28 protein-coding genes and 1 riboswitch are annotated in these 25044 nt (G+C 52.2%); of the genes, 27 read left to right on the top strand and 1 reads right to left on the bottom strand.

All coding sequences use genetic code 11. The annotated features are described in order from the left end of the window. Positions 1 to 16 precede the first annotated feature (16 nt). The gene (locus tag AWM70_RS17475; RefSeq protein WP_068698540.1) at positions 17 to 466 is read right to left on the bottom strand and encodes a DUF305 domain-containing protein; all 450 of its coding nucleotides are present in this window, start codon (positions 464 to 466) and stop codon (positions 17 to 19) included. 144 nt (positions 467 to 610) lie between these two features. On the opposite strand from AWM70_RS17475, the gene spoIIR reads away from it, so the two are divergent. The 27 genes from spoIIR to spoIIID all read left to right on the top strand — a co-directional run bounded on the left by spoIIR (position 611) and on the right by spoIIID (position 24838). Continuing rightward, positions 611 to 1342, top strand: coding sequence for a stage II sporulation protein R (spoIIR, locus tag AWM70_RS17470; protein WP_237167746.1), 732 nt, complete (start codon positions 611 to 613; stop codon positions 1340 to 1342). 191 nt (positions 1343 to 1533) lie between these two features. Further along, positions 1534 to 2748 carry an L-threonylcarbamoyladenylate synthase gene (locus AWM70_RS17465; RefSeq protein ID WP_237167745.1) on the top strand — a complete coding sequence of 405 codons (1215 nt, stop codon included), beginning with the start codon at positions 1534 to 1536 and terminating at the stop codon, positions 2746 to 2748. A 13-nt stretch (positions 2749 to 2761) separates the two neighbouring features. Then, positions 2762 to 3610, top strand: coding sequence for a DUF72 domain-containing protein (locus AWM70_RS17460; RefSeq protein ID WP_068698536.1), 849 nt, complete (start codon positions 2762 to 2764; stop codon positions 3608 to 3610). Between the two features lie 122 nt (positions 3611 to 3732). Then, positions 3733 to 4293, top strand: coding sequence for a manganese efflux pump MntP (locus AWM70_RS17455; RefSeq protein WP_068698534.1), 561 nt, complete (start codon positions 3733 to 3735; stop codon positions 4291 to 4293). Positions 4294 to 4376: 83 nt separating this feature from the next. Continuing rightward, positions 4377 to 4967: a low molecular weight protein arginine phosphatase gene (locus AWM70_RS17450; protein WP_068698533.1), complete on the top strand. Its 591-nt coding sequence runs from the start codon at positions 4377 to 4379 to the stop codon at positions 4965 to 4967. Between the two features lie 92 nt (positions 4968 to 5059). After that, positions 5060 to 5141, top strand: a riboswitch (ZMP/ZTP riboswitch). Positions 5142 to 5354: 213 nt separating this feature from the next. Then, positions 5355 to 5948: a TIGR01440 family protein gene (locus tag AWM70_RS17445; RefSeq protein WP_418303221.1), complete on the top strand. Its 594-nt coding sequence runs from the start codon at positions 5355 to 5357 to the stop codon at positions 5946 to 5948. Between the two features lie 81 nt (positions 5949 to 6029). Beyond that, positions 6030 to 7280: a serine hydroxymethyltransferase gene (locus AWM70_RS17440; RefSeq protein WP_068698529.1), complete on the top strand. Its 1251-nt coding sequence runs from the start codon at positions 6030 to 6032 to the stop codon at positions 7278 to 7280. 233 nt (positions 7281 to 7513) lie between these two features. Continuing rightward, positions 7514 to 7987: an IS200/IS605 family transposase gene (gene tnpA / locus AWM70_RS17435; RefSeq protein WP_068693347.1), complete on the top strand. Its 474-nt coding sequence runs from the start codon at positions 7514 to 7516 to the stop codon at positions 7985 to 7987. Positions 7988 to 8305: 318 nt separating this feature from the next. Further along, on the top strand, positions 8306 to 8935 hold the full coding sequence (upp, locus tag AWM70_RS17430; protein WP_068698527.1) for a uracil phosphoribosyltransferase: 630 nt from the start codon (positions 8306 to 8308) through the stop codon (positions 8933 to 8935). Between the two features lie 59 nt (positions 8936 to 8994). Next, entirely contained in the window at positions 8995 to 10167 is a 1173-nt protein-coding gene (gene wecB, locus AWM70_RS17425) for a non-hydrolyzing UDP-N-acetylglucosamine 2-epimerase (RefSeq protein ID WP_068698525.1), read from the top strand. Between the two features lie 176 nt (positions 10168 to 10343). Next, a complete protein-coding gene (locus AWM70_RS17420; protein WP_068698523.1) occupies positions 10344 to 10577 on the top strand; it encodes an AtpZ/AtpI family protein in 234 nt (77 codons plus the stop codon). Then, the gene (locus tag AWM70_RS17415; protein ID WP_068698521.1) at positions 10570 to 11013 is read left to right on the top strand and encodes an ATP synthase subunit I; all 444 of its coding nucleotides are present in this window, start codon (positions 10570 to 10572) and stop codon (positions 11011 to 11013) included. Before AWM70_RS17420 ends, AWM70_RS17415 begins: the two co-directional genes overlap by 8 nt. Positions 11014 to 11042: 29 nt before the next feature. Continuing rightward, the gene (atpB, locus tag AWM70_RS17410; protein WP_068698519.1) at positions 11043 to 11876 is read left to right on the top strand and encodes a F0F1 ATP synthase subunit A; all 834 of its coding nucleotides are present in this window, start codon (positions 11043 to 11045) and stop codon (positions 11874 to 11876) included. A 104-nt stretch (positions 11877 to 11980) separates the two neighbouring features. Then, positions 11981 to 12205: a F0F1 ATP synthase subunit C gene (gene atpE / locus AWM70_RS17405; protein ID WP_068698517.1), complete on the top strand. Its 225-nt coding sequence runs from the start codon at positions 11981 to 11983 to the stop codon at positions 12203 to 12205. Positions 12206 to 12337: 132 nt separating this feature from the next. After that, on the top strand, positions 12338 to 12826 hold the full coding sequence (atpF, locus tag AWM70_RS17400) for a F0F1 ATP synthase subunit B (RefSeq protein ID WP_068698515.1): 489 nt from the start codon (positions 12338 to 12340) through the stop codon (positions 12824 to 12826). After that, the gene (locus AWM70_RS17395; RefSeq protein ID WP_068698513.1) at positions 12823 to 13374 is read left to right on the top strand and encodes a F0F1 ATP synthase subunit delta; all 552 of its coding nucleotides are present in this window, start codon (positions 12823 to 12825) and stop codon (positions 13372 to 13374) included. Before atpF ends, AWM70_RS17395 begins: the two co-directional genes overlap by 4 nt. 15 nt (positions 13375 to 13389) lie before the next feature. Then, complete coding sequence (gene atpA, locus AWM70_RS17390) at positions 13390 to 14904, top strand: F0F1 ATP synthase subunit alpha (protein ID WP_068698511.1); 1515 nt, start codon at positions 13390 to 13392, stop codon at positions 14902 to 14904. Between the two features lie 232 nt (positions 14905 to 15136). Beyond that, positions 15137 to 16003, top strand: coding sequence for an ATP synthase F1 subunit gamma (gene atpG, locus AWM70_RS17385; RefSeq protein ID WP_068698509.1), 867 nt, complete (start codon positions 15137 to 15139; stop codon positions 16001 to 16003). A 128-nt stretch (positions 16004 to 16131) separates the two neighbouring features. Continuing rightward, entirely contained in the window at positions 16132 to 17532 is a 1401-nt protein-coding gene (gene atpD, locus AWM70_RS17380; RefSeq protein ID WP_068698507.1) for a F0F1 ATP synthase subunit beta, read from the top strand. Between the two features lie 49 nt (positions 17533 to 17581). Next, entirely contained in the window at positions 17582 to 17995 is a 414-nt protein-coding gene (locus AWM70_RS17375) for a F0F1 ATP synthase subunit epsilon (protein WP_068698505.1), read from the top strand. Positions 17996 to 18531: 536 nt separating this feature from the next. Beyond that, on the top strand, positions 18532 to 18786 hold the full coding sequence (locus tag AWM70_RS17370) for a DUF1146 family protein (RefSeq protein WP_237167744.1): 255 nt from the start codon (positions 18532 to 18534) through the stop codon (positions 18784 to 18786). Positions 18787 to 19122: 336 nt separating this feature from the next. Beyond that, positions 19123 to 20460 (top strand): UDP-N-acetylglucosamine 1-carboxyvinyltransferase, encoded by a 1338-nt coding sequence (murA, locus tag AWM70_RS17365; RefSeq protein WP_068698503.1) that lies wholly within the window; start codon positions 19123 to 19125, stop codon positions 20458 to 20460. A gap of 173 nt (positions 20461 to 20633) precedes the next feature. After that, entirely contained in the window at positions 20634 to 21422 is a 789-nt protein-coding gene (locus AWM70_RS17360; protein WP_068698501.1) for an alpha/beta hydrolase, read from the top strand. Positions 21423 to 21782: 360 nt separating this feature from the next. Continuing rightward, complete coding sequence (locus AWM70_RS23530; RefSeq protein WP_169823465.1) at positions 21783 to 22010, top strand: hypothetical protein; 228 nt, start codon at positions 21783 to 21785, stop codon at positions 22008 to 22010. A 23-nt stretch (positions 22011 to 22033) separates the two neighbouring features. Further along, the gene (spoIID, locus tag AWM70_RS22950; protein WP_083180574.1) at positions 22034 to 23419 is read left to right on the top strand and encodes a stage II sporulation protein D; all 1386 of its coding nucleotides are present in this window, start codon (positions 22034 to 22036) and stop codon (positions 23417 to 23419) included. A 77-nt stretch (positions 23420 to 23496) separates the two neighbouring features. After that, positions 23497 to 24276 (top strand): M23 family metallopeptidase, encoded by a 780-nt coding sequence (locus AWM70_RS17350; protein ID WP_068698499.1) that lies wholly within the window; start codon positions 23497 to 23499, stop codon positions 24274 to 24276. 277 nt (positions 24277 to 24553) lie between these two features. Beyond that, a complete protein-coding gene (gene spoIIID, locus AWM70_RS17345; protein WP_068698498.1) occupies positions 24554 to 24838 on the top strand; it encodes a sporulation transcriptional regulator SpoIIID in 285 nt (94 codons plus the stop codon). Positions 24839 to 25044: the final 206 nt, after the last annotated feature.

Genomic DNA, 25044 nt, shown 5'->3' with positions numbered 1-25044 from the left:
ACTAATTAATCCTGCTTTATTTGTTTTGGAGTTCTTTAATCAAATCTTTCATTTCGCTGATTTCCTGAGTTTGGGACTCGCTGATGCTGTTGGCAAGCTCTTGAACCCTTGGGTCAGACAAGTGAGCCCGTTCGCTGGTTAAAATGGCTATGGAGTGATGGGGGATCATAGCTTTCATCCAGGTCACATCTTCTACCGTTGACTGACTGCGTACCAGCCATAAGGATACGCCAAATACAACAACGCTTACGCCAAGGATGACTGCATTCAACTTCCGGCTGGTATACATTTTCCACATAAAAAGCAGCATGACAATCGTCATAGAGGCTCCCATGATAAGGGCCATGTACACCCGGGTTTCACTGAAGAAAATATGATCGAGCTTAAAAACATTCAAATACATAAGCCCGTACATAATGAAGGTCGAGACTACGATCATTAGTCCAAATTTTCCGTAGTTCCTCATAAAAGTACCCTCCTCTTTTAAAATGTGATCTCCCTAGGCTTTTAACACAACCTTTTGTTTTGAATCATATTTAATAGGTTTATAGATTTGGAATTGCGGGCATACTGGCTGATAGAAAGAGATCAGCGAGGAGGACGATTTCAAATGGGGAACGGGATGAAACGGGGCAGTAAAGGAAATAACTCGAAAACGGCGGTGCTTCTGATTTTCAGTTTGATGATTCTGCTGATGTCGTGGGACAATCAGAAGACCGATGCTGCGGCTGTGCAGACCGAAATCCCCCAGGAATCGATCCGGCTGCGGATTCTGGCGGACTCGGATAGCCCTACCGATCAGCTGGTCAAACGGAAGGTCCGCGATGCGGTAGTGGAACAGATGAACGGATGGGTGCAGACGCTGGATAATCCGCAAAGCCTGGAGCAGGCCCGCACGGTGATCCGGGAGCATCTGCCGGAGGTAGAGCGTCAGGTGGCAGTTACCCTGAAGGCTAACGGGGAAAGCTACGGCTATAAGGTTGAGCTGGGCGTTGTTCCTTTCCCAGCCAAAATGTACGGAGGCGAGGTTTATCCGGCCGGCAATTATGAAGCGCTGCGCATCACGCTGGGCTCCGGACAAGGTCAGAACTGGTGGTGCGTGCTGTTCCCGCCCCTTTGCTTTATTGACGGGGGAAGCGGCGATGCTCTGGCGAAAAGCACAGCAGATACGAAGACGGCTTCGGCGGCTGCGGCCAAGAGCGGAGACAGCGAGCCCAATCACGATGCGGCTAACGGACAAACGGGGCAGGAGGCAGGCCAGGCTGAGGCGCCGGAGGTGCATTTCTTCATTTGGGATATGCTGCAGGAGTTCTGGGGCTGGGTGACTAGTATTTTTGCCTAAACGATGGTGGATTCAGCTGGTGACGGTAACAAAAAATGCACTTATTCGAATACTAGAGCGGCTGCCTTATCGGGCAGCCCTTTTTGGCTCGGATTTACGGATATTGCGATTCGGACTACAATAGAGATTGATTGCTATTCACAGGCCGATTTGCGGTCTATCATATAAAGAAAGAATGAGTTGACGGACTGATGACAAACGAATTTCAACCTAAAAAAGGGAATCAACCGGAAGGTGTGGAGGATTGTCGTTCTTCCATGCCGAAGGTGGAGTCGAATACAGGCAGAGGAAACAGCAGCGAAAGTACTTCTACGCGGTATTGGGAGGTCAGCAGCCTGCTGGAGCCGGTAAAAGGCGGGCAACAGCAGGACAGACGGGAAGCGGAGGCGGCAATTGAAGAAGCCGCAGCCGTTCTCGCTGCCGGAGGGACGGTGGCGTTCCCGACGGAGACGGTCTATGGCCTTGGCGCGGATGCGCGTTCCACGGAAGCGGTGGAACGGATTTTTGCCGCCAAGGGACGTCCGTCCGACAATCCGCTCATCGTGCATATTGCCGATGAAAGCCAGCTTGCGGAGCTGGTGTCGGACGTGCCGGAGGCCGCCAGAAAGCTGATGGCGGCCTTTTGGCCCGGGCCGCTCACGATAGTGCTGCCCGTGCGCGAAGGCGCCGTCAGCCCGAAGGTGACGGCGGGCTTGTTCACCGTGGGCGTGCGCATGCCCGCCCACGACATTGCGCTGCGGCTCATCGCCGCAGCGGGCTGCCCGGTGGCGGCGCCGAGCGCCAACCGGTCAGGCCGGCCGAGCCCCACGCTGGCAAGCCACGTGGGCGAGGATCTCGCCGGCGCCATCGACGGCATCGTTGACGGCGGGCCCACGGGGGTGGGCCTGGAGTCAACGGTGGTCGAATGCGGCGCAGGCGGCGAAGTGACCGTGCTCCGCCCAGGCGGGATCACGGCCGAAGCGCTCGCCGCCGTGGCGGCATGCGTCTCGCTGGACCCCGCCCTGCAAGGCGGCGGGGTCGCCCATGTCCCGGCGCAGCCGCGCTCGCCGGGCATGAAGTACACGCACTACGCCCCGAAGGGACGGTTGTGCGTGGTCAAGGGCGCCGCGCCCCAGGTTGCGGCCCGCATCCAGGCGGAGCTGGATGCTGCCGCCGCGCGCGGCGAACGGACCGGGGTGCTCGCGTTTGACGAGCACCTGCAGCTGTACCGGGCTGACGCGGTACAGTCGCTCGGCAGCCTTGCCGAGCTGGCCGAAGCGGCGCACCGGCTGTACGCTGCGCTGCGCCGCTTCGACGAGGAGGGCGTCGGCTTCATGATGGCCGAGGCCTGCCCTGAGGAAGGGCTCGGCGCCGCCGTCATGAACCGCCTGCTTAAAGCGGCGGGCCATGAGGTTATATACGTATAAAGGAGGGAACGCCATGATCCGAATTGGACTCGGGGGCTGGGGGGATCATGATGTGTTGTATCCTCCCCGGACGCCGGCCAGCCAGAAGCTGACGGTTTATGCCCGTCATTTTCCGGTGGTGGAGGTCGACAGCTCCTTCTATGCCGTATTGGCTGAAGCCACTTATCAGAAATGGGTGGAGCAGACGCCGCCTTCCTTTGCTTTTATTCTTAAGGCTTATCAGGGGATGACCGGCCATTCCCGGGGGAACATCCCCTTTAACGACGCGGGCGAGATGTATGATGCTTATTTGAAGTCGATTAGCCCGGTGGTGAAATCAGGCAAGCTGAGGGCTATCCTGTTTCAGTTCCCGCCCTGGTTTGACTGCAGCCCGGACCATGTCCGGCAGCTGCGCGCCGTCCGGAAGCGGATGGGAGAGCTGCCGGTCGCCCTTGAATTCCGGCACCGCAGCTGGTTCCTTGGCGAGTATAAAGAGCGTACGCTGGATTTCATGCGGGAAGAGGGATGGATCCATATTATCTGCGACGAACCGCAGGCCGGAGAAGGTTCCGTGCCGACGGTGCTTGAGTCCACTGATCCCGAGCTTGCTATCGTGCGCATGCACGGACGAAATACATCGGCCTGGAATCAAAGCGGAGCGCCGAATTGGCGGGAAGTCCGCTATTTGTACCATTACAGCCGGGAAGAGTTGGCCGAGTGGGCGGGGAAGCTGGAGGTTTTATCCGCTCAAGGCGTGAAGGACATCTGCATGATCTTTAACAACAACTCGGGCGGAGACGCAGCGCCTAACGGCCGGACGATGATGGAGCTGCTGGGCCAGCAGGCCTCCGAGCTGCCTCCGGAGCAAATCGATTTGTTTTAGATTTTATTTAGGCAGCTGTCTTCCCGAGGATCTTCTAGTCCTACCTTCGCAAGGCATGATTGCCGCCTTGTCCGCATATGGTTGTACAACACAACCTAATGTAGACTTGGAGGCGCACACGCATGGATTATGCTACTACCCAGTTTGGGCAGCTCGTAACGATAACAGTGATGTCCGTAGCGCTTGGCATGGATGCCTTTTCGCTCAGCGTAGGCATTGGCATGAAAGGCGTACGGCGCTTCGATATAGCCCGGATCAGCGGCTTGATTGCGATTTTTCATATTTTGATGCCGCTGCTCGGAATGTTTACCGGCCTTTATGTGGGACACCTGCTCGGGGCGATTGCCCGTTACGTTTCCGGCGGTTTGCTTGTTCTGCTTGGCGCTCATATGGTTTGGGCGTCGTTTCGCGAGGAGGGGGCCAGACCGATTGATCATACCCGCCTCTGGGGTGTTGTTTTGTTTGCGCTCAGCGTCAGCGTGGATTCATTTTCGGTAGGCGTATCGCTTGGCATGTTCCGCAGCAGCCTGCTGCTGACGGTGTTGACCTTCGGCTTCTTCGGCGGACTGATGTCCGTCGTGGGGCTTTGGCTGGGAAGCCGGGTAGGGCGCAATCTCGGCGATTATGGAGAGGCGCTGGGCGGAGCGATTCTGCTGGCGTTTGGTCTGATGTTTATCTTTTGATACAATAAGGTTCAACCACGGTAGTTAAGCCTAGAGGCTTTATTTAGATCATTCAACTAAGATGGAAAATGGGGGGAGAACATATGCGCATCCTGTTTGTTTGCACGGGCAACACTTGCCGCAGTCCGATGGCGGAAGGCATGTTCAGACAAATGGCGCTTGAGGCGGGTCTGTCGGCAGAGGTCAAATCTGCGGGCGTGGCGGCGATCCCCGGGATGTCCATTTCCAGACATGCGGAAGCCGTACTCAGAGATCATCAAATTACGGATCGTCTGACTTCAACCGCTGTAAGCGAAGAGCTGGTGAACTGGGCCGACATGATCCTGACGCTGACGCAGGGTCATAAAAGGCAGCTGCTGTACGCTTTTCCGGATGCAGCCTCTAAAACCTATGTGCTGAAAGAGTATGTAGATGAACGGGAGAATGCGGAAGGAGAACTGCAGGAGCTGGACGGACTGCTCGCTGAACGAGCCTTGCAGGCCGCTTTAGGCGGCAGGCTGACGGAAGAGGACTCCCGGAGAATTACCGAGCTGCAGCAGCGTATCCCTGTGTATGATATTTCGGACCCTTTTGGCGGAAGCCGGGAGGATTATGAGAAGACGGCGGCTGAAATCCGGGAAGCTTTGGAGAAGCTGCTGCACAAACTTTTGAAGGAGCGGGAGCAGGAAGGGTAACCGGCGCTGTTAAAAGCTTGTTAAACGTTTAAATTTGAATTTTTCCAAGTTGCAATTCTGACCGGTATGCTATATGCTAAAGGCAACAAGATCAGTTCCGGTGTAACTGGCGACGATGTGGATGAAACCACGGTGGAGCATCGGAATATACGGCCGGTCGCCTGGGCAAGAGCATGACGCACGAGTGTGCGTTTTGCTCTTTTTTGCATTTTTACCGGCGGTCAATTGCTGACCGGGCGGGACTTCGGAGAAATTTGGCGCGCGGGAAGCGGAATCCGGCCTCTCGCATGGAAGTTGGTCTGCTCTCATTATATAATGGGTTCAAGTATGGCTTGTCTTTTGTCTCAGGAGCCATGAACGGCGGAATCCGCCGGAATTCTAGGGGGGATCATCGTGGAACCAACCTTTCAGCTGGATCAATTGGCTGGTCAGGCCGCCGAGGTTTTGAAGGAGCTTGCCGAAACGGCTAATCTTGGGCCGGGAAAAATCGTCGTGATCGGCACCAGCACAAGCGAAATTGCCGGTCAGCGCATCGGAACCGCCGGCGCCCAGCAAATTGCTGCCGAGCTTTACCGGGGGTTTGAACAAATCCGCGCGAAGTACGGCTTTGAGCTGGTTTTCCAGTGCTGCGAGCATTTGAACCGGGCGCTGGTGATGGAACGTGCTGTATTGGAACGATTAAATTTGACGGAAGTAAGCGCGGTCCCAGTGCGGACGGCAGGAGGATCGATGGCCGCTGAAGCTTATCTGCGGTTTGCCGAGCCTTGTTTGGCCGAAAGTATTGAAGCCCATGCCGGGCTCGATATCGGCGAGACGCTGATAGGCATGCATCTCCGCCGGGTAGCGGTTCCGCTCCGGTTGTCCCGGCGGTATGTCGGACAAGCGAGAGTTAACGCGGCGATGACCCGTCCGAAGCTGATCGGCGGGGAGCGGGCGGTTTACCGGCTGCCGCAGACGGAGGGCGGGGAGCTCTGCGATTAATCCCCGTCTGACGATAAGATATTTTTGGGATTCACCGAACCAGGAAGTTATTCAATTTTATATACAGGGAGGATTTTTGGCATGATGGAGTATTTGAGAAAGCAAGATCCGGCGGTTATGGAAGCGATGAATCTGGAACTGAAGCGCCAGCGCAACAACATTGAGCTGATCGCGTCCGAGAACATTGTCAGCGAAGCGGTTATGGAAGCTATGGGCTCAGTTCTGACGAACAAATACGCAGAAGGTTATCCGGGCAAAAGATACTACGGCGGCTGCGAACATGTGGACATCGTCGAGGATTTGGCCCGCGACCGTGCCAAAGAGCTGTTTGGTGCCGAGCATGCCAACGTGCAGCCGCATTCCGGCGCACAGGCCAACCTGGCTGTCTACCTGGCAGCCCTGAAACCTGGAGATACCGTGCTCGGCATGAACCTGGCCCATGGGGGCCACTTGACGCACGGCAGCCCGGTTAACGCCTCCGGTTTGCTGTACAACTTCGTCGCTTACGGCGTACAGGAAGATACGTTTACGATTGATTATGAAGAAGTGCGCAAAGCGGCATTCAAACATCGTCCCCGCCTGATCGTGGCCGGCGCCAGCGCTTATCCGCGCACGATTGATTTTGAAGCTTTCGCCTCCATCGCAAATGATGTCGGCGCTCTGTTTATGGTGGATATGGCGCATATTGCCGGTCTTGTGGCCGCGGGCCTTCATCCCAATCCTGTACCGCATGCGCATTTTGTTACGACAACGACACACAAGACGCTCCGCGGTCCGCGCGGCGGCATGATTCTGTGCAAGAAGCCTTGGGCGCAGGCGATCGACAAAGCGATCTTCCCGGGCATTCAAGGCGGTCCTCTGATGCACGTCATCGCCTCCAAAGCGGTTGCTTTGGGCGAAGCTCTCGAGCCTTCTTTCAAAACCTATGCCGAGAACGTTGTGAAGAATGCGAAAAAGCTGGCCGAAACGCTGCTTGAAGAAGGTTTGAACCTGGTATCCGGCGGTACGGACAACCACCTGATGCTGATTGACACCCGCAACCTGAACATCACCGGCAAAGAGGCCGAGCATGTGCTGGATTCTATCGGTATTACCGTTAACAAAAACGCGATTCCGTTTGATCCGACCAGCCCGTTTGTCACCAGCGGCATCCGGATCGGTACGCCTGCGGCTACCTCCCGCGGCATGGACGAAGAAGCGATGGTCGAAATCGGCCAAATCATCGCGGCTGCCCTTAAAGCGCCGAAGGACGCTGCTGCACTTGAGAAAGCTAAAGCACGCGTGACAGCGCTGACCGACCGGTTCCCGCTGTATCCGGAAATGAAATATTAAGAAATGCCCGTACTAGGTCCCGGCTGATCTGCGCAGCCGGCCTGACAGGCCGCCCGCCCGCTCCCCGAGGAGCAGGCGGGCTTTTTTGTTTTTAGGCTTCAGCCTGTTGAGCGCGTGAAACGCGCGAAATATAAAACCACCCGCTATGCGGGTGGAGGGATCTAGGGTTACACCAATAAGACCATCCCGATAAAATTGAGATGTTCAGGCTCAATTCGAAAGGATGGTCTTAAATGGCAAATAAAAACTTTAGTTTAGCGCACACAAAGTGGATGTGTAAGTATCACATTGTGTTCACCCCGAAGTATAGACGTAAAGAGATCTACAATCAAGTGAGACGAGATCTAATTGAAATCATGAAGCGTCTATGTAAATACAAGGGAGTCGAGATATTAGAAGGACATATGATGCCGGATCATGTGCACATGCTGGTGGCGATTCCACCGAAAATATCTGTGTCTTCCTTTATGGGCTATTTAAAAGGGAAAAGCGCACTCATGATCTTTGAGAAGCATGCCAATTTGAAGTATAAGTATGGGAATCGTAAATTCTGGGCGGAAGGCTACTACGTAAGTACAGTGGGGCTAAATGAAGCCACCGTCGCCAAATACATTCGAGAGCAAGAGGCACATGACCAGGCAGTGGATAAGCTGAGTGTAAAAGAGTATGAAGATCCATTCAGCAGCAACAAGAGCAAGAAAAAGTAAAACCAGTTTAACTGGTAAGTGAAAGAGACAAATAACACTGAGCCTGAACGCTTTGTGGTCAGGCTAGCGTCTTTAGGCGCAGTTTGGCAACAAGGGGTTATACCCCTAGTGCAAACCACCCGTTGGACGGGTGGTTCTGATTTATGCCGAGACCTTGGATAGTGCGAAAGCGACTAAAGGACTGTTTTTTTCCCGAAAAGCTGACAGCACTAGATGAAAACGAGTTCGCCAAGTGATATAATGAACAAGATTTACGGACATGCATAGGAAATATTAGACGCAAGCTGTGAATAATGGGATTTGTACGGAGGGAATATAATGGGAAAATTGATCGTTTGCGACCATCCCCTGATTCAGCACAAACTGACGTTTATCCGCGATATGCGGACAAGCACCAAGGAGTTTCGGGAATTAGTGGATGAGGTAGCCACCTTGATGGCTTATGAAATTACAAGAAATCTGCCGCTTCAAACCATAACGGTTCAAACACCGGTGGCTGAGACGGAGACCCAGGTCATTTCCGGACGGATGCTCGGACTGGTTCCGATTCTCCGTGCGGGTTTGGGTATGGTAGACGGCGTATTGAAGCTGATTCCCGGCGCCAAGGTGGGGCATGTGGGTCTCTTCCGTGATCCGGAGACGCTCCAGCCGGTCGAATATTATACCAAGCTGCCTACGGACGTGCAGGAACGTGAGCTGATCGTTATTGATCCTATGCTGGCAACGGGCGGATCGGCGATTGCGGCTATCGACGTCTTGAAGAAACGCGGCTGCAGCCAAATCAAAATGATGAACCTGATTGCGGCGCCTGAAGGCGTTAAGGCCGTACAGGAGGCTCATCCGGATGTGGATATCTACGTGGCCGCCCTGGACAGCCATCTGAATGATCACGGTTATATTATTCCAGGACTGGGCGATGCCGGAGACCGTCTATACGGAACTAAATAATCCGTTTGTTCCGTACGGAGTGGATACAGTCATGAGGGAAATAGAAACGGGGGATTTGAGTGTCTAAGATTAAAGTGATGACCATTTTTGGCGTCAGACCGGAAGCGATCAAGATGGCTCCGCTGATTCTGGAGCTTGAGAAACATCCGGAGCAGATCGAGTCGATCGTATGCGTAACGGCCCAGCACCGCGAAATGCTGGATCAGGTTCTGGAAGTATTCCGGATCCAGCCGGATTATGACCTGAACGTGATGAAACATCAGCAGAGCCTGAACGAAATTACGATTCGTGTTCTGGAAGGGCTGGAGGGCGTTCTGAAAGAGGCCAAGCCGGATATCGTCCTGGTTCACGGCGATACGCTGACGACCTTCCTGGCCAGCTATGCGTCGTTCCTGCAGCAGATCAAGATTGGTCATGTCGAAGCCGGACTGCGGACCTGGAACAAAATGTCCCCTTATCCGGAGGAGATGAACCGTCAGCTGACTGGTGTGCTGGCCGATCTGCATTTCGCGCCGACTGACTGGTCAGCAGGCAATTTGCGCAAAGAGAACAAGGCGGAGTCAAGTATTTATATCACAGGCAACACTGTTACGGATGTGTTTCAATATACGGTAAAAGATGATTATACCCATCCTGTACTTGACTGGGCTAGCGGCAAACGCCTGGTTCTGATGACGGCGCACCGCCGTGAATCGCAAGGGGAGCCGCACCGCAATATTTTCCGCGCCGTGAAACGGATTGCCGATGAGTTTGAAGATATCGCCATCTGTTATCCGGTGCATCCAAGCCCGGCCGTATCCGGACCTGCGCATGAGATTCTGGGCAATCACCCGCGCATCAAGCTGATTGATCCGCTGGATGTCGTTGATTTGCACAACTTCTATCCGCATACGCATCTGATCCTGACGGATTCGGGCGGCCTGCAGGAGGAAGCTCCTTCCTTTGGTGTTCCGGTGCTTGTTCTGCGCGATACGACGGAACGTCCGGAAGGAATTGAGGCGGGAACGCTTGAGCTGGTCGGTACGGATGAAGAGAAGGTGTATGCACGGACAAAAGCGCTGCTCAGCGATACCGAGACTTATCAGGCCATGAGCCGGGCCGCCAACCCGTACGGAGATGGAAAAGCATCGCAAAGAATTGTCAATGCGATACTTCACAATTTCGGCGTGATAAGCGAGCGTCCTGAACAATTTCACAGAAAGTTCACAAATGAAAACAGCCAAGTGTTGTAAAAGAAAAACGTACAGCATACAGTTAAACTGTACGGTTTTCAGGGGTTTGCAGAGTTGAAAATGAAAATAGGGTTTCAAAAGCGCTTTCTTGCAGGCTCTGTCAGCAATTCCCCTCAATTGACAAAGTTTATTTTGTATTAGTAAAATGAACTAGAATTCCGAGGGTGGGACAGAAAATGGACAAACCTGAAAGGGGCGGTTCCGCCTGGAAAATGGCTAGTATAGTCAGTTTGATAGGTGTGGATTTTGCTGTCTGCACGATGGCCGGGTTTTATGCCGGGTCATGGCTGGGCAATCTGCTCGGCAATCGTGGAATCGGAGTCGGAATTGGGGTGCTCGCCGGCATGGCAGCTGGAGCGTTTGGCGCTGTGGCCGTAATTAGAAGGATAATGAGGGAAAACGATGAATGAACTAACCAAATATCGGGTACTCGTTGTCCGGATTGTTCTGATTTTTGCTGCTTTATGCCTGCTCATTTCCGTGATTCTTCCGGAGCATCGGGCTATTGCTCACGGTTTGATTTTAGGTTCCATTGTAAGCTGTATTAATGTCATTCATATGGCTTACAAAGTTCGTTTGATTATTGAGGCAGCGGTACTGGCTGCGGAAGGTAAAGGCACCAAGAGGCGCGTAGGACTGGGATTTGGCTTCCGTTTGGCGACATCGATCCTTGCGATCGTAATTCCTCTTGAGTTTCCTCATTATTTTAGTGAGCTTGCCGTCTTGGCCAGTCTGGTATTCGCCCATTTCTTGCTTCAAATTCTGGGAATCATTTTCTCTATTAAAGAGGAAAGATTAAGAGATGAACTGGCCCGGAAAGAGAAAGCTAAACAACAACAGAACTAGAACTCCCGACTGGGAAAGGGGTGAGAATTATGCTGCATAAGTCACCGATTATTGAATGGCATGGGCTCCACATCGATCTGTCCGTTATTCTGATGCTCGTCGTTTCCTGTCTGGTTGTGTTCCTGCTGGCTTTCATCGCTACGCGGAATTTGTCAGTCGAGAACCCTGGCAAACTTCAGAGCTTCATGGAATGGGTCGTTGATTTCGTCAAAGGGCTGATCTCAAGCACAATGGATATGAAGAAAGGCAGACCATTCCTTTCGCTTGGGTTAACGCTCATTATGTTTATCTTTGTAAGTAATATGCTGGGCTTGCCGTTCGGGATCGTAACGGAATATGACCACAAAGAAGCGGCTCATATTTTCGGCAAACCGATTATTTCGGTTACGGAGGAGTTTGATAAACTTCAGGCTGAACAAGCAACTACCGGTGAACATGAAGAAATCGAGGTGGGTGTCGCCTGGTGGAAATCGCCTACGGCCGATGCCGGGGTATCCATGGGACTTGCGATCATGGTCTTCCTGATGGTTCACTTCCTGGGCATGACGCGAAACACCAAAGGTTATTTCAAACACTATATTCAACCTTACGTATTTTTCCTGCCGATTAACTTGATTGAGCAATTCTCGAAGCTGCTAACACACGGCATGCGTCTATACGGGAATATCTTTGCGGGTGAGGTGCTGATCTCCGTGCTCCTGAAGCTTACCGTTTTGGGATGGGGCGGATGGATCGCTTCCGTTGCAGGTCTCGTAGTATGGCAGGGCTTCAGTATCTTTGTAGGCTCCATCCAAGCGTTTGTCTTTACGATTCTGACGTTTGTGTATATCTCGCAAGCTATGGAAACGCACGACGAGCACTAGGGTGATTCGAGATTCAGGTTGTTGCGGCTGGGCATAACCCTTGGTCCATGCTCAGTTTTATAATAGTTTTATAAAAACGATATCTTTAAGGAGGATTTTTCAAAATGGGAGTTATGGCATTTATCGCCGCTGCGATTGCAGTAGGTTTGGGCGCGCTTGGCGCAGGTATTGGTAACGGTCTGATCGTAAGTAAAACAGTAGAAGGTATTGCTCGCCAACCGGAAGCAAAATCCACGCTGCAAACTACGATGTTTATCGGTGTAGGTTTGGTCGAAGCCCTTCCAATCATCGGGGTAGTCCTTGCGTTCATTTTCTACGCAGCTGCTTAATAGACGGACAAGAAGAGATATGGCGGGGAAGGCGTGGCCGTCCGCGCCATATCTCTTTCACCTGATTTCACCATTAAGCTCTCGGGAACCGGGAGCCAGAATGTACCGATGACTGGAAAGGAGTGACTGGGATTGGAATTCTCATGGGAATCTCTCGTGTTTGCGTTAATTGCGTTCTTGATTCTCTACTTCCTGCTTAACAAGTATGCGTTTGGTCCTCTTTTCTCCGTAATGGAAAAACGCCGCGAGTTAGTGCTTCAGCAGGTGGAAGAAGCCAAGCAGACGCGTGAACAGGCCAATGTGTATGTGGAAGAACAGAAACAAGCGCTGCAGCAAGCCCGCAAGGATGCATACGATATTATCGAGCAATCCAAGCAAACAAGCAGCAAACAAGCTGCCCAAATTATTGAGCTCGCTAAGGAAGAAGCCGTACGTCTTAAAGACGAGGCCGTCCGTGATATCGAGACCGAGAAGAATAAAGCGGTTGAGCAGCTCCGTTCGGAAGTGGGCGTTGCCTCTGTAAAGATTGCGTCCAAGCTGCTTGAGAAAGAGGTTAAGGAAGACGGCGTGCAAGAAGAACTCGTTGACCAATACCTCAAAGAGGTCGGTGGCCGCTCATGAGCAGCAAAGTAGCGGTTATCGCCTCCCGTTATGCCAAAGCGATTTATGAAATTGCAGCGCAGGAAGGCCGCACGCTTGAGGTTGAACAAGAACTGAAGGCAGCGGTTGAAGCCTTGACCGCTGACAAGGAGATCGTCAACTTTATTGCGGCTCCTAGCATTACCGATCAGGCGAAGCTGCAGGTGATTGAAACGAGTCTTGCAGACAAACTTTCAAAGCCGGTTGTTTCCCTGCTCAAATTGCTGGTAGAACGAGGAAGAGTCAATGTGCTGCCAGAGCTGCTTGAAAGCTATATCCGCATCTCCGGGGAAGCGCTCGGCCTCGCTACAGCTGTGGTATATACGACTTACCCTCTGAACGAAGAAGAAAAACAAGAAGTTTCCGAACATTTCGGCGCTCTTGTGCAGAAGAAAATCCGCGTGGAGAACGTGGTGGATAACAGTCTGCTCGGCGGCATGAAAGTCGTCATCGGCGATACGCTTTATGACGGAAGCCTGGCCGGCAAGCTGGATCGGCTTGAGAAATCTTTTCGAAGACAAGCACTGTAGATAGGGGTGAAACACTTGAGTATCAGACCTGAAGAAATCAGCACACTGATTAAAAGTCAGATCGAACAATATAAGACGGAAATCGAAGTAGCCGAAGTCGGAACCGTTATTCAAGTCGGTGATGGTATTGCCCGTGTTCACGGACTCGAAAACGCGATGGCGAACGAGCTTCTCGAATTCGAAAACGGGGTTGTAGGCCTTGCCCTCAACCTGGAAGAAAGCAATGTGGGTGTCGTTATCCTGGGCCCTTACAGCGAAATCCGCGAAGGCGACCAAGTGAAACGCACCGGTCAAATCATGCAGGTTCCTGTAGGCGATGCTTTGCTGGGCCGCGTAGTGAATCCGCTGGGTCAGCCTGTTGACGGCAAAGGTCCTATCGCTACAACGGAATTCCGTCCTGTCGAGCACAACGCTCCTGGCGTTATCGACCGTAAATCCGTACATGAGCCAATGCAGACTGGTATCAAAGCGATCGACTCCATGGTACCTATCGGCCGCGGCCAGCGGGAATTGATCATCGGTGACCGTCAAACCGGTAAAACGGCTATCGCCATCGATACGATCATCAACCAAAAAGGCAACGGCGTGAAATGTATCTATGTTGCAATCGGTCAGAAACAATCCACCGTTGTAGGCGTGGTTGAAACGCTTCGCCGCCACGGCGCATTGGATTACACGATCGTAGTAACCGCCTCTGCTTCCGAGCCGTCCCCACTCCTGTACATCGCTCCTTATGCGGGCGTAGCTATGGGTGAGTACTTCATGTACAAAGGCGAGCATGTCTTGATCATTTATGATGACCTTTCCAAACAAGCGGCAGCTTACCGCGAATTGTCCTTGCTGCTCCGTCGTCCTCCAGGCCGCGAAGCATTCCCTGGTGACGTATTCTACCTGCACTCCCGTTTGCTGGAACGTGCAGCGAAGCTGAGCGACGAACTTGGCGGCGGTTCTATTACAGCCCTGCCGTTTATCGAAACCCAGGCTTCCGACGTATCCGCTTATATCCCTACCAACGTGATTTCGATCACCGACGGTCAGATCTTCCTGGAGTCCGACCTGTTCTATTCCGGTCAACGCCCGGCGATCAACGTAGGTATTTCCGTATCCCGTGTAGGTGGTTCCGCACAGATCAAAGCGATGAAGAAGGTTGCCGGTACACTCCGTCTGGACTTGGCCCAATACCGTGAACTTCAAGCGTTCTCTCAATTCGGATCCGATCTGGATAAATCCACTCAAGCCCGCCTTAACCGCGGTGCAAGAATGATGGAAATCCTGAAACAAGGCGTGAACCAGCCGCTGCCCGTCGAGAAACAGGTTATCAGCTTGTACACAGCTGTTAAAGGTTATCTTGATGAAATTCCGGTTGGCGATATCCGTCGTTTCGAAGCCGAATTCTTGTCCTTCGTAGAAAATCAGCATGGTGAAGTGCTGCAGTCGATCCGCGATACCAAAGATTTGACAGCAGAGAATGAAACCGCGCTGAAAGAAGTTATCGAGAAATTCAAAAAGGGCTTTGCTGTTAAGGCTTAATATATGAATATGCACGGGCTTTGGCGATTGCCAAAGCTTGTGTGCATACGGACCTATATGTCTTGGGCAATGCCCGGGCTAGGCTTACGAAGTAGTTTTGGCTTTCAGCCAAAAACTACGTTAATGCTTTCTACGTTAATGCTTTCGAAGTAACTTTGGGTTTCACCCAAAGTTTGGCTTATGCTTACGAAGTAGTTTTGGCTTTCAGCCAAAACTTTAAGGTGGTGAAATCATGGCAAAAGGAATCCGCGAGATAAAACGTCAGATCAAGAGCGTACAGAACACCCGTCAGATCACCAAAGCGATGGAAATGGTCGCTTCCGCGAAATTGAGAAGAGCTCAGGAGAAGGCACAGGCTGCCCGTCCTTATGAGGAGAAACTCAAGGAAGTAGTAACCAGCATTGCTGCCGGTTCGAGCGGTGTCAGCCATCCCATGCTGGAAACCCGCCCGATCAAAAGAACGGCTTATATTGTGATCACTTCCGACGGCGGTCTTGTCGGCGGCTACAACTCCAACATGCTTCGTAAAGTGATGGAGCGGTTGTCGCAGCATGCCTCCAAAGAAGAATACGGCTTGTTCGTGGTAGGACGCAAAGGACGGGATTATTTCAACCGCCGCAACCTTCCGGTAGTGGAGTCGGTTGTTGAATTGTCCGACACCCCTTCATTTGCCGATATCAAGAAGATTACAAGCGCAGCCGTTCAAGGTTTTGAGAATGAGCAGTTTGATGAAATCTACATTTGCTTCAACCGTTTCATCAACCCGCTTACCCAAGTGCCAACGATCGACCGCTTGCTTCCTTTTGAACGGGCGGAAGGCTCGTCAAACGGCGAACTTAAAGCTTCCTACGAATATGAGCCTTCACCGGAAGGCGTTCTCGAGGTTCTGCTTCCCAAATATGCCGAAACGCTCATTTACGGAGCACTTCTGGAGGGCAAAGCGAGTGAGCTTGGCGCCAAGATGACGGCAATGGGATCGGCAACGAAGAACGCATCGAAGATGATCGGCGAATTGACATTGACTTACAACCGGGCTCGCCAGGCTGCAATTACCCAGGAAATTACGGAAATTGTCGCAGGCGCCAACGCCCAGTCTTAAATCTAAAGGCTATGATGACAGTTTGCGGAAAACAAGCCATTGCTGTATTTTTCCCGAGCTGTCGTGTGCATGATGCCGGAATTGCAGCATAAGCAGTTCTCCGCAAACTTTGAGGAGGGAAACAAAAGATGAACAAAGGACGCGTTGTCAGCATTATGGGTCCGGTTGTCGACGTTGAATTTCAGCGCGGTCAGCTTCCGGAAATTTTCAACGCTATTAGTATCCCGGGTGATGCCGCTGCCGGCCGCCCAGAAGATTTGACCCTGGAAGTTTCCAACCATCTGGGCGACAATCTGGTACGTTGTATCGCCATGTCTTCTACAGACGGTCTGGTTCGCGGTGTTGAAGCCACCAACCTTGGGGCTCCAATCTCTGTACCTGTAGGCGAAATAACTTTGGGCCGCGTATTTAACGTACTTGGCGAAACCATCGATAACAAAGGACCGGCTGAAGGCGGAACTAAAAATCCGATTCACCGCGAGCCTCCTTCTTTCGAAGAGCTCTCTACGCAATCTGAAATCCTGGAAACCGGGATTAAAGTTATAGACTTGCTTGCTCCTTACGCTAAGGGCGGTAAAATCGGTCTGTTCGGCGGTGCCGGCGTAGGTAAAACTGTTACGATTCAGGAGCTGATCAATAACATCGCGCAGGAACACGGCGGTATCTCCGTATTTGCGGGTGTTGGCGAACGTACTCGTGAAGGTAATGACCTGTATCATGAAATGTCGGATTCCGGCGTTATCAGCAAAACCGCGATGGTATTCGGACAAATGAACGAACCGCCGGGTGCGCGTCTTCGCGTGGCTTTGACAGGTTTGACGATGGCTGAATATTTCCGTGACCAAGAGGGCCGTGACGTACTTCTCTTTATCGATAACATCTTCCGCTTTACCCAAGCGGGTTCGGAAGTATCCGCCCTGCTCGGCCGCATGCCGTCCGCGGTAGGTTACCAGCCTACACTGGCGACAGAAATGGGCCAATTGCAGGAGCGCATCACTTCCACGAAAAAAGGTTCCGTTACGTCGATTCAGGCTATCTACGTGCCTGCGGATGACTATACTGACCCGGCTCCAGCAACAACGTTTGCTCACTTGGACGCCACAACAAACCTTGAGCGTAAAATCTCCGAGAAAGGGATCTTCCCTGCGGTCGATCCGCTGGCTTCCAGCTCCCGGATGCTTACGCCTGAGATCGTTGGCGAAGAGCACTACAATGTAGCGCAAGGCGTTAAACAAATCCTTGCCCGCTATAAAGAGCTTCAAGACATCATCGCCATCCTCGGTATGGACGAATTGTCTGAAGATGACAAACTGGTTGTAGCACGTGCTCGTAAGATCGAGCGCTTCCTGTCCCAGCCTTTCCACGTAGCCGAGCAGTTCACCGGTATCAAAGGTAAATATGTTCCGGTTGCGGAAACGGTTCGCAGCTTTAAAGAAATTCTGGACGGCAAACATGACGAGCTTCCGGAAGCAGCCTTCATGTATGTAGGGACTATTGAAGAAGCTGTGGAGAAAGCAAAAACTCTGTAAGCTTGTAGCTGATGGAGATCCTTTGCAAATAGCCTAAGGAGTGATGAGCGTGAATACTTTTTTGCTTGAGATCGTCACACCGGAGCGCGTAGTTTTCTCCCAGCAGGTGGATAACGTCATTGTACGCGGCATAGAAGGGGAATTCGGCGTCATGGCCGGACACGTGCCTTTGGTCACGCCTCTTCAGGTCGCGCCCATTGTGGTTAAAGCCGGCAGCAATAGAACCTCAATCGCCGTTCACGGCGGTTTTATTGAAGTGCAGAAGGAGAAAGCGATTATTCTGGCTGAAAGTGCGGAGCTTTCCCAGGATATCGATGTGGAACGCGCCAGAGCGGCTAAAGAACGGGCCGAACGCAGACTCGCTAACCGCAGCAGCAAGGACCATATTGATCACCGCCGGGCAGAATTGGCCCTGCAAAGAGCCGTTACCCGGATTAACGTGTCTTCGAGAAGCAAGGAATAGTAGACGATGGAAGGCTGAATCTCAAATTGAGGGTTCAGCCTTTTTCGTTTTTAACCGTTTTTACCGAGTTTTCAATGGATGGATTAGTTCTTTATTCCTGTTTTATGGGCGTAAAGTGCGGTGTTTTTTTTTGGATGATTGTGGTTATAAAGACCTACTTCTATTTATAAGTTCTTTAGGTTTATATGTTATTTCCTGGATATGTACTGTTGGTTACAAGCAATCGCAAAGGCTTGGGCAGACTAAGAGAAAACGCTTTTATGAAAGTCCGTCTGACAGGGTCAAATCGGATAGGGGAACTATTACTGCCTTGCAGCCAAATGCTTTTCATATAAAATAGAAAAAAATCTACAAAAATACGTTTTGCGTTCAATTTATGACAATAAAAAACTGGATTATTACTCGTTTGGCAAGTATGATATAGAAGGTCTATTTATTTACAGAGTATGTGAATGCCCTAAATCAAAGATTTCGGGAGCATTAACCGAATCGCGGCTGACGGCATAACATATCGTACGCAAGGGGGAAGAGATGGGTTGAATACTTCGCTGAGTGAAATCTCATCTGCAGCCGCGGTAAGTTCGCTAACGGCGATTATGATTTCCCTGATCTGTATTTGCATCTCCTGGTGGGCTCTGCAAAATTTAAAGCTGGATCTGGTGATCCGCCATCCTAAGGGACCTCAGGGCAAGCTGCTGCATCTGCTGCTTGCGATTGTTCTGGGCAAATTTGTTGCGGACTTCATTATTCAGTACCTGGGCTATACCCATATGCTGCGTTACTTGTTTTAACTTTTAAGGACATGGGTTATATGATGTTAGGCCACGCAAGCCACAATTTTTGTCGAATAACATCAAAACGAACTGTTAACAATGGTGAATAAGGATCTTGTTTTTAATTATTCTTAAAAATGCCCAAGGTGTAAGGGTCTTGATTCCTATGGCCTACCCCTCCGGCAAAAGTACCTTGTGCGCCTGGATTTAACAATGCTAAGATGGAATTTGTGGTTTTTCAAAAAAAAACTTTGTGATTTTTGCAAAAATGGGATTCCAACATTCCATTCACTAGCGGAGCAATCCGCAAATTCATGGTGAGAAAAGAGAAAATGAACGCGCGGAGGGAACCGTATGAGTAAATTTATCGTCCGCGGCGGCAATGTGTTGACCGGGAACGTTAAAGTTAGCGGAGCAAAAAACTCAGTGCTGCCGATTATCGCAGCTTCTTTATTAGGTGAAGAAGGAGTTAGCATTATACGTGATGCTCCACCTCTTGACGATGTAAGGACGATCAGCCGAGTATTGGAATCGTTGGGGGCAAAGGTTACATATGACCAAGAGGTTATCACTGTAGATGCCCGACAGCTTTCTTCTTACGAAGCGCCTTATGAATGGGTACGCAAGATGAGAGCGTCCTTTTTGGTCATGGGTCCGCTGTTGACGAGACTCGGACATACCCGCATTTCATTGCCGGGCGGCTGTGCAATTGGCACGAGACCGATCGACCAGCATTTGAAAGGCTTTGAAGCTATGGGAGCCAAGATTCAGCTTGGTCAGGGCTATGTGGAAGCCACGGTGGAAGGCAGACTTCGCGGTGCGAAAATTTACCTGGATGTCGCAAGTGTAGGCGCGACTGAAAATATTATGATGGCCGCTGCTTTGGCAGAAGGCACAACGATTATCGAAAATGCGGCGAAAGAGCCGGAAATTGTCGATCTCGCCAATTATTTGAACAGCATGGGAGCAACCGTACGGGGAGCGGGGACGGAAATGATCCGCATCGAAGGCGTGGAGAAGCTCCGCGGCGTCGAGCATACGGTTATTCCTGACCGCGTAGAAGCGGGCACTTATATGATTGCTGCTGCCATTACAGGCGGCGACGTATTTGTAGAAGGCGCAATTGCCGATCATTTGAACCCGGTAATAGCCAAGCTGGAAGAGATGGGCGTGCAAATTGACGTGAAAGAGAACGGAATTCGGGTAAGGGCAACACACCCGCTGAAGTCTGTGGACGTCAAAACACTACCGTATCCTGGATTCCCTACCGACATGCAGTCGCAAATGATGGCGCTGCTGCTGAAATCGGAAGGCACCAGCGTCGTAACCGAAACCGTATTTGAAAATCGCTTTATGCACGTTGAACAGTTCACGCTGATGAATGCGCAAATCAAAGTGGAAGGACGTACGGCAATCGTTACTGGTTCCTCGAACTTAGTCGGAGCCAAGGTTTGTGCAACGGATCTGAGAGCCGGAGCTGCTCTGATTCTTGCAGGTTTGGTAGCTGAAGGCACAACTGAGGTCAGCGGAATTCATCATATTGACCGCGGCTATGTGAACTTGGCTGAGAAATTGTCCGGCTTAGGCGCCGATATTTGGCGTATCGAGCTTGATGAGGAAGGCAAAACCCTTGAACCCAGCCATGCTGTGGAAGAATTGCCGAAATTGAAAATTCAAACGAGCGGGGTTTAAGGCTTCAAAGCCTGAACTCACCGCTTTCGGAGACATAAAGCCGCCCTTTCGGGCGGTTTTTCATTTTTTAAGAGCATACATAAAGAAGAAAAATGCACAGCAGCCTGAGCAGCCGTTATAATAGAATAAGAAAGCGCAATCATTTATTCGGGATAGCAGAAGGGATGAGGAAGATGGCGTTGATTCAGTGTCAGTTTTTTTCAGAAGTGCTTGGGCTCAGTACCCAGATGACGGTAATCCTTCCGCAGAAGGCGGCAGGAGAAATCGGTGTGGACAGCGTTCGGCGTGAAGGGAAATATCCGGTGCTTTATTTGCTGCATGGCTACAGCGACGATGACACGATCTGGCTGAGACGAACTTCTATTGAACGGTATGTGTCAGAGCTGGGGATGGCAGTCGTGATGCCGAACGTGCATCAAAGCTTCTATAGTGATATGGAGTATGGGAATCCTTACTGGACATTCCTGTCGGAGGAGCTTCCAAAGCTGGCTTCCTCTTTCTTCCCGCTGTCGGATAAAAGAGAAGACCGGTTTGTAGCGGGCCTGTCGATGGGTGGTTATGGTGCCTTTAAATGGGCGCTGCGCTGTCCGGATCAGTTCGCTGCAGCGGCCAGCCTGTCGGGAGTGCTTGATCTGGCAGCACACATTCAAACTCGGCCTTTTACACTGAAGAGCCTGCAGCTGGTGTTCGGAGACCGGGACATCACGGGATCGGAAGAAGATACACTTTGGCTGCTGGAGAAGGCAGCGGCTTCGAATGGGCCGAAACCTCTGCTTTATCAGTGCTGCGGAACAGAAGATTTCCTCTACGAAGGAAATGTGAAGTTCAAGGAGCTGGCGGACCGGATTGGCTATGAAGTGACGACGGAGTTTGATCCCGGCGATCATAACTGGGAATACTGGGATGCCCACATTCAGAAGGTGCTGAAGTGGCTGCCGCTTAAGGAACGTGCAAGTTTGTGAGGAAGGCGGCCGGCGGCCGATACTTGAAAGAATGCAAGAAATAGAAGAGACGGAAAATGGATTACGGGGACCGGCCTTGGGCTGGTCCCCTTGTTAGGTTGGTTCAGCGGTACAACCCGGATTCTAGCTTTCTCTCTGCTTTCGATGGACTTTAAAAGGTTCTAGCAGTTCCTGAAAACTCATATCTATAAGTATACTGAATGCCGCAAGCTAGAGAGCTGCACAGAGCAGGAACGGCATCGGTGGAGGCAACACGAGAATGCAGTGCGGAGGTTTAAAACAGGGAAATGACCAAGGACAGGGCATCTTTAACATTCAAATTAACGGATAAAAAACAAGGCTGGCATGTGATACGTGCAGGTGAAGACTTGGCTGGAACGTATCCGTCGGAAGCAGAATCGGCATGGAAACCTCAAGAGAAGCCGTTGGAAGCAGAACAGAGGCGCATTAAGCCTGGTGGAAGCCCGGAAATGGAGAGAGTGGGAGCAGAGCAGGCTGAGGCTGAGCGGCGAGAGGGTGCAGGGCAAGCAGCCGGAAGAGCCGGAAGGCACAGGGAAGCAGAGCGGCGGGCAACTGTCCAGCCGGTGAAGGCGGCGGCTAGAGCTGATCGCATGGAGGGGCAGCCGGGCAAGCGGGCAGAATGGGCGAACGAATGGCCGGAACGGGTCAGCGGGCGAAAGGAAGAGCCGGCAAAACAAACGAGTGAGCAGGCGGGCGAGCAGACGAAGCAGCGGGCAAAACGAGTGGATGAGTGGGCGAAACAGGCGGATGAGCAGGCGAAGCCAGCAGGTGAGCGGTGGGAGCAAGCGGCCCGGCAGCGCGAGCGGGCAGGCACGGCGCAGCGGCCTGTGCCCAAGCCGGCGGCGGTCCGGCCGCTGCGCTGGCCCTCCGGTCTCCGCCGGCCTCCCCGCTGGGGCGGCCCGCGTCGCCGGAGGCGCCTGCGGCTGCCTGTGGCCGCCGCAGGGATTGCCGCGCTGGCTGTGCTGCTGCCAGCGCTCCTGGTGCACCGCGGGGGCGTAACCCCGCCACCGCCGGCGCAGGGCACCCCCGCGGCCCAGCAGCAGCCGGCCGCGCAAACCCCGCCCGCCGCCGTGCAGCGGGCGGACGGGCCCCCGGTGTCCGTCTACCTGTCGGACACCGGGGGCGTGGAGACCCTGCCGCTCGAGCAGTATGTGCTCGGCGTACTCGCGGCGGAGATGCCGTCCGACTTCGGCATCGAAGCGATGAAGGCCCAGGCGATCGCCGCCCGGACCTTCATCGTTAAACGGCTCGCCGCCGGCGATCGCAGCGGCGTCCCGGATGGCAGCGCCGATGTGACGGATACCGTCACCCATCAGGCGTACCTGTCCAAAGCCGCTCTCGCCGCCTGGAAGCAGGCGGGCAAAGGGGCCGCGCTGCAGAAGCTGCAGCAAGCGGTTAACGATACAGCCGGGATGATCATGACTTATGACGGCAAGCCGATTTCGGCGTTGTTCTTCTCGGCAAGCGGCGGTTATACGGAGAACTCCGAGGACTACTGGAGCGAACGAATTCCTTACCTGCGCAGCGTACCCAGCCCCTGGGATGCGAAGATCGATCCTTCCTATAAGGAAACTGTGCAGATGCCTGTTCAGGAGATTTACAGCAAGCTGGGACTTAGCGCAGCTTCGCTTCCGGCTTTGGCCGGGACCGGCACCGGACAAGCGGCCCAGACGGCAGCCTCTCTATTTACCGTTCTGGACCGCACCCAAGGGGAGAGCATTAAAGAGATTCGCATCGGCGGCAAGCTGTTCACCGGCCGAGAGGTGAGAGAGAAACTGGGCCTGCGGTCGAGCCGTTTTGATATAAAGGTGCAGCAGAACGAAGCTCTTATTACGACTTACGGGTACGGCCACGGAGTCGGCATGAGCCAATGGGGGGCGAACGGAATGGCCCAGGAAGGCTACAGCGCCGCCGACATCCTGAAACACTACTACACGGGAATCTCCCTTGAATCCTCTTCCAAATTTCTAAAATGAAAACTTTTGAAAAATTTACTATAAAGCAAGTATAAAAGATTCCGCCCCGGTAACACTGTTACTGAGGTGATAATCATATGAATGAACAAAAGAACAACAACAAACCAAACCAAGAAGAATCTCCTAAAAATGTAATGGGAGAACCGGTCGCTCCGGTGTCGGCTTGGAAGAAAGCATTGTCGAAGAGATGGGTATATCCCGCAGCTTACATGGTCGCAGCAGCTCTTATCCTAACGTTAGTTTGGGTCTATCAGGACGCCAGCCACAAGCAGGCGGCCGAGAATACCACAGCTACCGTAACGGATGATGTGAGCTCGGTCGAAACCGGCGCTGAACCGGCGGCAGACCCGCAGGCCGGCCAGAAAGACGAAGAAGCTGTAGAAGCAACAGCGGTAAGCGAAGATTTTGTATGGCCGGTAGCAGACGCCACTCAGGTGTCCATCGTTAAGCCGTTCTATGATAAAGACGGTTCCACCGAAGAGCATGAGGCAGCACTGGTACAATACAAAGATGAATTTCTTACTAACAGCGGAATCGACATCGCGCGCAGCGACAATGCGGCTTTTGAAGTGCAGGCAGCCCTTGGCGGTAAAGTGACGAAGGTGGAGCAGCATGCCTTGAACGGTTACACCGTTGAAGTCACCAATGCTAATAACCTGAAGACGGTTTATCAAAGCTTGGCTGACGTGAAGGTCAAACAGGGCGACGAAGTGAAGCAGGGTCAAACGATCGCTTCCGCCGGTAAAAATGAAATCGGCAAAGCGCTCGGCAACCACCTCCACTTTGAGGTGTATGAGAACGGCGCACCCGTCAACCCGGCTTCCCTGCTGCCTGACAGCAGCGCCAGCAATAAATAAATCGGCGGCGTATAACCGCCTCAAGAAGGAACCGGAGAGAGCGACTCTCCGGTTTTTTTCTGTCTTTTTACGAAAAATTGCCTGCTTGTACCCTTCAAGTCCATGATGGTCCGAATGCCGGACTGGCGCGGTTTTGTTCTTGTCCCAGCAGGTCGGGCAAGCTTTACATTCCGCTGATCTTTGAACCCCTGCAGGCTGAAGGCCGCGTGAAACAAAGAATATCTAGGCCCGCCCCTCATATAATGTACCAAACTATCTCGAGTAGGGAGGCGGGAGCGTGCACGATTACATTAAGGAGCGCACCATCAAAATAGGCCGCTGCATCGTGGAGACCAAACATACGGTCAGGACGATTGCCAAGGAATTTGGCGTCTCGAAGAGCACTGTGCATAAGGATTTGACCGAACGGCTGCCGGAGATCAATCCGGATCTTGCCGACCAGGTGAAGCACATTCTGGAATACCACAAATCAATCCGTCATTTGAGGGGAGGAGAAGCGACCAAGATCAAATACAAAAAAGGCAGCTCCAAAAATCGGGAAATCGTGACAAGCGTTCAATAATCCCCAGCTTCAGGAAAAAGGTGTTTAAGTCTGTGCAAATTCGGGTAAATGTTAAGTTTAAGCCTAGTAATAAGGCTTTAAGGATTGAATAGCTCCCCCGAAGTATGATATTTTAAAATATGGAAATAGAATGCGGATTTTTCCAAGGAAAAGACGGATTCTGTCGATAAATCGCAGGTTTTCACCATATTTTATTAAAATAATCG

The organism is Paenibacillus yonginensis, assembly GCF_001685395.1.
In the GTDB taxonomy this organism is placed as follows: Bacteria; Bacillota; Bacilli; order Paenibacillales; family Paenibacillaceae; genus Fontibacillus; species Fontibacillus yonginensis.
The sequence above is the reverse complement of the archived record's forward strand: the minus strand, read 5'-3'. Positions and strand labels throughout refer to the sequence as shown.